This is a genomic window from Clostridium sp. UBA6640, assembly GCF_002455975.1.
Classification (GTDB): Bacteria; Bacillota; Clostridia; order Clostridiales; family Clostridiaceae; genus Clostridium_J.
In genome coordinates this window covers 14,618-22,576 of sequence record NZ_DKLM01000023.1, presented here as the reverse complement: position 1 = coordinate 22,576, position 7,959 = coordinate 14,618, and the positions used below count along the sequence as shown (strand labels likewise).

The following is a 7,959-nucleotide window of genomic DNA, read 5'->3' as shown; positions in this document are numbered from 1 at the left end:
TTTTCACATTGTATCCCTATAGCTGCTACTTAAAGATTAAGCATCCAGCATTGCTGATTTCGATAATTCTTTATCTTCTTTACTCATTGGGAAAAGAATACTTGCTATAATTGAGACAATGCAGCATACAGCAGCCGGTGAACTTATAAGAGGTTGTACTGCGCTAAGGAATGGCTGCAAAAATGGCGGAAATGTATCAATAGCAAGCTTCATAGTTGTAAGACCAATCCCAAAAGAAAATGTAATGCCGATTATAGTTGTGTTTCTTTCAGAAAAGCCTGCTTTAGCAATCATCTTAATACCATTTAGTGTAATCATGGCAAATACAGAGATTATCGCACCGCCGAGTACAGGATCAGGTATTGTTTGAAATATAGCTGCAAGTTTTGGAATTAAACCGCAAAGTGCAAGGAAGATTGCTCCAACAGCAATACACCACTTATTTACAATCTTAGTCATTGCAATGATTCCAGCATTCTGTCCAAAAGCGGTATTAGGCATGGCATTAAAGCAGTTTGCCAATGTGGAACCAAGTGCATCTGCTAAAATAGCTCCTGATGTCTCCTCTGGCTCTGGCTCACGGTCGAAAGCCGCTATAGTGATACCACCTGTATTTCCTATGGTTTCAAGTCCTGAAATTACATAGAACAATGCAAAATTTAATATACCTGAAATAGAAAATTTAAGTCCAAAATGAAACGGAAGCGGTACTGCTACAACCTTTGCTGCGCTTATAGCACTGAAATCAACCATTCCAAGAGGTATCGCTACAATGTATCCAACAGCCAAAGCGATAAGAAGCGCAGAATTCTTTACAATTCCTTTTCCGAATTTTTGAAGTACAAGTACAAGTACAAATACAAAAAGTGCAATTCCAACATTTCGTGCCGAGCCAAGTATTCCTGAAAATTGGAATTTATTCGGGTCAGCGGCATATACTGCACTGTCTGCTGCTGCTCTTGAACCACCATTAAAATAACTTGCACCAGCACTTAAAAGATTAAGTCCTATCGCAATAAGTGTTGTTCCAACAACGATTGGAGAGAATAAATTTGAAAGCTTTTTGTAGAAAAACCCCATCAAAACTTCTGTCATACTTCCAACGATTGAACATCCCAGAACTAAAGCATATACATCTCTCGGGTCTGTAAGTCCCATAGACGGAGCTATTTCTGTTGCAACTATACTTGCTACTGCTACGAAAGCAAATGACGTACCCATTACAATCGGCAGGTTAGCTCCTATCCTATAGCTTTTTCCAAATTTAATAGGATATAACTGAATTAGTGTTGTAATTCCTGAAACTATCATTGCTGAAGAAAGCATAATAGTCTTATCTTCAGGTGAAAGACCGCATATACTTGCAATAATAAGTATAGGTGCTAGGTTTCCTGTAAACATTGCAAGGATGTGCTGAAGACCAAGTGGAAATGCTATTCCGAGGCTTGGTTTTCCCTCCATCTGATAGATTAATTCTTTTTCCTTTGAATTTGCCATTTTGAACTTCCCCTTTCATACACAAAAAGATTCGGGCATTTGTAAGATGCCAAAAGCCTTGTAAAATAAGGCTTTTTTCTTTGCTAATAAAACAACTCCTCACTTACTTATGGTAAAATTTAACGCAAGTTCGACGGGTTTTTATGTGATAAAATTTTAAAAATCAATACATAGAGAAGATGGGATTATTTTTAATTATGCTAAAAGTAGAAAATATAGGTCTATATATGTAGTAAAGCTTACATAATTATAAAGATAGCATTGGCCAAATCCTATAAGCATTGAAATCACTAAGATTTTTCATCTAATTCACGTTAAAATAAATAACTGCTGCGGTGGAAGTAATTCATCAACAGGAGCTACTACTTTTTTCACTTATCATCCATTTTTATGCTAATTTTTTTATTTTGAATATTCCCCATTCCAAACGATTTGTCTATATTTATCTGGATCTGTGTCACCTTCTGTACTAAATAAAAGTACTCTTGAGTTTTCATCTAATTTTAATTCTTCTCTTAACTCTTTCATGTCATCTCTTGTCATTATTGCATTTATAAGTCCAGTTGTTACTGCTCCTGATTCACCAGATATTACTTTTTTATCTCCATTCATAGGATTTCCTAGTATTCTCATACCATTAGCTGCAACCCAATTTGGACAAGATACAAAAGTTGAACTGTAAGATTTTAGAACTTCCCATCCTATAGTATTTGCTTCCCCACAAGCAAGTCCTGCCATTATAGTAGGCATATCTCCAGTTACTACTCTTGCCTTTCCATCTCCAGCTACTGCTGATTTATATAAGCAAGCTGCTTCATCAGCTTCCACTATTACAGTTATTGGACATTCATCTTTAAATACTGAAGCAAAGTATCCTTGAACAGCTCCTGCTAAAGAACCAACTCCAGCCTGTACGAATATGTGTGTAGGTCTATCTACATTGAGTTCTTTTAATTGTTCTAATGCTTCTGATGCCATAGTTCCATATCCTTGCATTATCCAAGTAGGAATTTCTTCATATCCTTCCCAAGCAGTATCTTGAACTACAACCCATCCATTTTTTTCTGCTCCAGAAGCTGCAAGTCTTACTGCATCATCATAATTCATGTCAGTTATAGAGGCATCTGCTCCTTCTTTTCTTATATTTTCAAGTCGTGTTAATGAAGATCCCTTTGGCATATAAACTATTGATTTTTGTTTTAATTGTGCTGCTGTCCATGCTACCCCACGTCCGTGGTTACCATCTGTAGCTGTAACAAATGTTATATCACCGAGTTCTTTTTTTACTTCCTCTGATGTAAGCTTTTGGTAACTCAATTCTGAAATATCTTTTCCTAGTTTTTTTGCTAAATATTTACCCATAGAAAAAGATCCGCCTAATACTTTAAAAGCATTTAATCCAAAACGATAAGATTCGTCTTTTACATATATTCCAGCTACACCTATACGTTTTGCTAAATTATCTAAATTTACTAAAGGTGTCTTAGTATATTGAGGAAAACTTTCATGAAAATGTCTAGCTTTTTTTATTTCTGCCTCTCCTAAAAATTCAACAGATGCTTTATTTTCTTTCTGCATCATAGTATTTTCTTTCCATATTATTCCTTCACACATTGCTATTACCTCTTTCTTTCTTGATCTTTAAAATTTTGCTTTTCGAAAATAATTATAAGCAATAGCCATGCCAGTTTTTGTATATTGGATTTTCTTTATATGTTAAATTCTCCTTTTAATAATGGATATTTGTTTAGGTTGTTAATACTTTTTAAAAAAAAATACAAAGCTTATCAGTAGCTTTGTATCTTAATATAATTTTTAAAATATATAATTTTATTATCAAAACAATAATTAGTTATCATTACGATAAAATATATTTTTTTATTGATTTATGGGATATAAGCAATAAAAAAATTATTATTTTGATAAATCTTTTATTCCTTCTAACTTCCTATATAAAGTAGCTATGCCTATTCCTAAATGCTTCGCTGCTAACTGTTTACCTTTAGTATCATGTCCATATTTATCTAAAGCTTTAAATATATATTCTCTTTCTATATCTTTTAAAGGTCTTATATCTCCATCCACATAATTTTCATAGGTTTTGTTACTTTTATTTTCAACTATGCTTGGAGGTAACATATCAACTGTTACTATTCCACTATCATCTGCCACGTTTATCATAAACTCTACAGCATTTTCTAACTCTCTTACATTTCCATACCACGGATAATTAGTTAAAATATTTTTACACTCTTTGTCAATTTTATAAACAGATTTGCCTAAAAGTCCATTATATTTTTCTACTAACATATCCATAAGAAGTTCTATATCTTCTTTTCTCTCTCTTAAAGGAGGTATCTTTAATGGAATAACATTAAGTCTATAATATAAATCTTCTCTAAATTTATTTTCTTTTATAAGCTTTTTTAAATCTTTGTTAGTAGCTGCGATAACTCTTATATTTAAATCTATAAGCTGGTTAGAACCTATTCTTACAAGTTTCCTTTCTTGAAGTACCCTCAATATTTTAACTTGAAGATCTAAAGGCATGTCCCCTATCTCATCTAAAAATATTGTTCCATTGTTTGCTAATTCAAATTTACCTACTCTTCCATTTGGATCTGCTCCGCTAAAAGCTCCTCTTACATATCCAAATAATTCACTCTCTAACAGAGCATCCGGTATAGCTCCACAGTTTATAGCTATAAATGGATTAGTATTTTTATCACTTTCACAATGTATAGCTCTTGCAATTACTTCTTTTCCAGTACCGCTTTCCCCAGTTATAAGAACAGTAGACCTTGAAGAAGCAATTTGCTTAATCCTATTTTTAACCTGAATCATAGCTTTTGACTCTCCAATAATATCTTCAATTTTTATAACTTCTCTTCCACCGCTGACCTTACATATCTTAGATTTTAAATGTTTTATTTCTTCAAATACAAATATTGTGTCATATGAGGATAACACGGGGAAAACAGGTATAATTCTGCCCATAAGCTGAAATCTTTCATCATTTATGATGATAGTATATACTTCTCCTCCAAGTATGTATTCACTAGTAGAAGAAATAGTTATTTTTTTATTTTTATTTTTAGCTGTAAGCTTAAGTTGCTTCATAGCACTTGTATTCATATGAACTATTTCATTGTTTTTAGTAACTAGAACCCCTTTATCTACACTATCTATTATTTGATTTAATAATTCTACCATCATATTACTTCTCTCAAATTCAAGATGTTCATATGATTTGGTACTGATGAAATCTGATATTTGATCTAACACCTGAATAAATGAATCAAAATTTTCTATAAAATGTGCTCTTTGACTATCCTCTGTACATACAAGTCCTATTACTCCAATAATATCTTCTTTTAAAATTATAGGAGTACAAACAAGCATTTTTTCTACACAATTATTTATATGGTTGCACTTTTCGCAGAAAGGATGCTGTCCAGGACTTTTTATTATTTGTTTCTCTCCAGTTTTTATAACATGATCATATACATATCCTTCTTTTGATATATCCTTGTTTATCTCATCTTTATAGATACCAGTACCCGCTACTCTGAACAAATTTTTATCTACAATTTCAACATCTACTTTAATTATGTTTGAAATTATACTCGCGTACTTAGCCACTGTATCTTGAATCTCTAATAACGTAGAACCCCTCATACTTTACATCATTCCTTAAACATTAGTTTATTTTTTCTAGAATAAATTACAATAACTCCCACAAAATAATTTTATCACAATTATGTGAAAATTAAAACAAGATTTAATTTTAAATACTTATCAATAAGATAATTTTTTTAAATATTTTACTGAAAATTTAGAATATATGCGATTTATCAATATTATAATAATTATCATTTTAATAATTTTCTCTATCATATATAAATATTATTTTTTTAAAAGCTAAGAATTTTCTAATTCACATTATATGATGAAAACTAGAAATCTCAATGCGTTCAAAGCTATAATTATATATAATCTTAAATATTATATTTATATAATACTAAATACGTGATATCCCCTATTTTTGACATATTTTTTATAACTTATATGTTATTCAAGCGTTGATTCTTCGACATTTATCATATAGATCCTTATTAAATTCATAGTTAAATAAATTTAAAATATTTTGGCATATTTATTGCTTCAATATTTTAAAAATAAAATATATTAAAGAGGTAAATATGCTTATTTCAAATATATTAAATTTTAAAAAAGGATCAGTCTTATCAATAGTTGGAGCTGGTGGGAAAACTTCTCTAATGTTTACTTTAGCAGAAGAGCTCAGGACTTCTAATAAAGTTTTAGTAACAACAACCACCAAAATATATCCTCCTGAAAAATCAGCATATGATTTTATATGCATTGGAAAAGAAAATTGCTATATATATGATGACTACAATGAAAATGGCATATATGTGTATGGTAATTTTATAGATGGAAACGATAAACTCTCTGGATTAAACAAGGAATTTTTAGATGAAAAGTTTAAACATTTCGACTACTCTATAATAGAAGCGGATGGTTCTAAAAAAAAGCCTATCAAAGGATGGCGGGAAAATGAGCCAGTTATATGCAAAAATACCACTAAGACCATAGGAATATTAGACATAACATGTGTAGGTAAAATAATAAATGATGTTAATGTTCATAGAGTAGATCATTTTATAAATATAAGTAGTGGAAGTTTAGGTGAAAAAATATCTATACCAATGATAGGTTCATTAATAGCCCATCCCCTAGGACTTTTTAAAGATTCTGTAGGAGAAAAGATACTATTTATAAATAAAGTAGAAAGCCAAGATACTACTACATTGGCAAATGAGTTAATAAAATACTTACATTCAAATTCTAACTCATTTATAGATAAAATAATTATAGGAAGCTTAAAAGAAAAAAGATACTGTTTAGTATCTCGTTAAGTTGGAGGTTTATTATGGTAAATGCTGTAATAATGGCATCGGGCTATTCTACTAGAATGGGAAAAAACAAATTGTTACTGCCATTTAAAGGGAAGCCTATAATTGAACATGTTATAGATGCAGTGCAAACATGTACCTTTAATGAAATAATCCTAGTTGGTAAGGAAAAACAAATATTAGATATAGGCAAAAGTAAGAATATTTTAACTGTTTTAAATACAGAGTCTCACAAAGGACAAAGCCAATCTATAAAGCTAGGCATTTTAAATGCAGCTGCATCAGATGGATATATGTTCTTTACTGCTGATCAGCCATTAATAGATTCCTATACTATAAATTTACTATTAGATACTTTTATAAAAAATAAAAATTCTATTATAGTACCTAGATACAAAAATAAATCTGGTTCCCCTACTATATTTTCATCAAAATTCAAAGATCAATTACTGAGTTTACAAGGAGATATAGGCGGCAGGCCTATTATTCATAATAATCTTAGTGAAGTTTTATTTGTAGATTTAGAAAGTAATTATTCTTTATTAGATGTGGATACAATAAAAGATTATGAAAATATATTAAACACAAATTTATAATAAGGATGGGGTAGATATGTATAAAGATATTGTAATTGTTAGGGGAGGAGGAGATGTAGCTTCTGGGACTATACATAAGCTTCATAGAAGCGGCTTTAAAGTACTGGTCTTAGAAACTGATTATCCTACTTCTATAAGAAGAAATGTATGTTATAGCGAAGCTATATACACTAATAAAATTACTATTGAAAATGCTACTGCTATAAAAGTGAATGATCTTAATGAGATATTAAAATGCTGGCAAAATAATAAAATTCCTATTGCAGTAGACCCTCAAGGAAAATTTATAGAAATGTTAAAACCTAAAATTTTAGTAGATGCTATAATAGCTAAAAAAAACTTAGGTACAAAAATAAATATGGCGGAGATAACCATAGCACTTGGACCTGGTTTTGAAGCTGGTAAAGATGTTCATGCTGTTATAGAAACCATGAGAGGTCATAATCTAGGAAGGCTTATATTAAAAGGAGAAGCTATGAAAAATACAGGAATTCCTGGAGAAATAGGAGGATATTCTAAAGAAAGAGTTATATACAGTCCAGCTAGTGGAATTATTCAAAATGTAAGAGAAATCGGCGATTTTGTATCTTCTGATGAAATTTTAGCTTACGTGGACAGTGTAGAAATAAAAGCAGAGATAAGTGGTCTATTAAGAGGAATTATAAGAGATGGCAGCGAAATTAAAGAAGGCTTAAAAATAGCAGACGTAGATCCTAGATGTAATGAACTAAGAAATTGCTATACTATTTCTGATAAAGCACGAAACATCGCTGGCGGCGTATTAGAAGCTATTTTATATTTTATGAACAAAAATGCAGAAACTAATGTTAAACTATGGGATAAAACATCCTAAGAAAAGTTTATGAAAATATTGATAAAATTATATTATAGCTTTAACTACTAAACTTATATTTCAAACATTTCAATTA

Annotated in this window: 6 protein-coding genes; 3 read left to right on the top strand and 3 right to left on the bottom strand. The window is 30.7% G+C overall.

What is annotated here, in order from left to right; translation table 11 throughout:
- Nucleotides 1-36: 36 nt before the first annotated feature.
- The 3 genes from B2W91_RS02875 to B2W91_RS02865 form a co-directional block, all read right to left on the bottom strand.
- Nucleotides 37-1,497, bottom strand: a complete 1,461-nt coding sequence (locus B2W91_RS02875) for a uracil-xanthine permease family protein (protein ID WP_291578778.1) — start codon at nt 1,495-1,497, stop codon at nt 37-39.
- 402 nt (nt 1,498-1,899) lie between these two features.
- Complete coding sequence (dpaL, locus tag B2W91_RS02870) at nt 1,900-3,111, bottom strand: diaminopropionate ammonia-lyase (protein ID WP_291578777.1); 1,212 nt, start codon at nt 3,109-3,111, stop codon at nt 1,900-1,902.
- 300 nt (nt 3,112-3,411) lie between these two features.
- On the bottom strand, nt 3,412-5,175 hold the full coding sequence (locus B2W91_RS02865; RefSeq protein WP_291578776.1) for a sigma-54 interaction domain-containing protein: 1,764 nt from the start codon (nt 5,173-5,175) through the stop codon (nt 3,412-3,414).
- A 524-nt stretch (nt 5,176-5,699) separates the two neighbouring features.
- On the opposite strand from B2W91_RS02865, the gene yqeC reads away from it, so the two are divergent.
- Genes yqeC through yqeB form a run of 3 tightly spaced genes read left to right on the top strand, consistent with a single transcriptional unit; the run spans nt 5,700 to nt 7,883 of the window.
- Nucleotides 5,700-6,437, top strand: coding sequence for a selenium cofactor biosynthesis protein YqeC (gene yqeC, locus B2W91_RS02860; RefSeq protein WP_291578775.1), 738 nt, complete (start codon nt 5,700-5,702; stop codon nt 6,435-6,437).
- Between the two features lie 14 nt (nt 6,438-6,451).
- The gene (mocA, locus tag B2W91_RS02855; protein WP_291578774.1) at nt 6,452-7,030 is read left to right on the top strand and encodes a molybdenum cofactor cytidylyltransferase; all 579 of its coding nucleotides are present in this window, start codon (nt 6,452-6,454) and stop codon (nt 7,028-7,030) included.
- A 16-nt stretch (nt 7,031-7,046) separates the two neighbouring features.
- Complete coding sequence (gene yqeB, locus B2W91_RS02850; protein ID WP_291578773.1) at nt 7,047-7,883, top strand: selenium-dependent molybdenum cofactor biosynthesis protein YqeB; 837 nt, start codon at nt 7,047-7,049, stop codon at nt 7,881-7,883.
- Nucleotides 7,884-7,959 lie beyond the last annotated feature (76 nt).

Excerpts from the sequence above, each read along its gene's own strand:
- B2W91_RS02875 (WP_291578778.1), bottom strand. The coding sequence starts at position 1,497 with ATGGCAAATTCAAAGGAAAAAGAATTAATCTATCAGATGGAGGGAAAA.
- mocA (WP_291578774.1), top strand. The coding sequence starts at position 6,452 with ATGGTAAATGCTGTAATAATGGCATCGGGCTATTCTACTAGAATGGGA.
- dpaL (WP_291578777.1), bottom strand. The coding sequence starts at position 3,111 with ATGTGTGAAGGAATAATATGGAAAGAAAATACTATGATGCAGAAAGAA.
- yqeB (WP_291578773.1), top strand. The coding sequence starts at position 7,047 with ATGTATAAAGATATTGTAATTGTTAGGGGAGGAGGAGATGTAGCTTCT.
- yqeC (WP_291578775.1), top strand. The coding sequence starts at position 5,700 with ATGCTTATTTCAAATATATTAAATTTTAAAAAAGGATCAGTCTTATCA.
- B2W91_RS02865 (WP_291578776.1), bottom strand. The coding sequence starts at position 5,175 with ATGAGGGGTTCTACGTTATTAGAGATTCAAGATACAGTGGCTAAGTAC.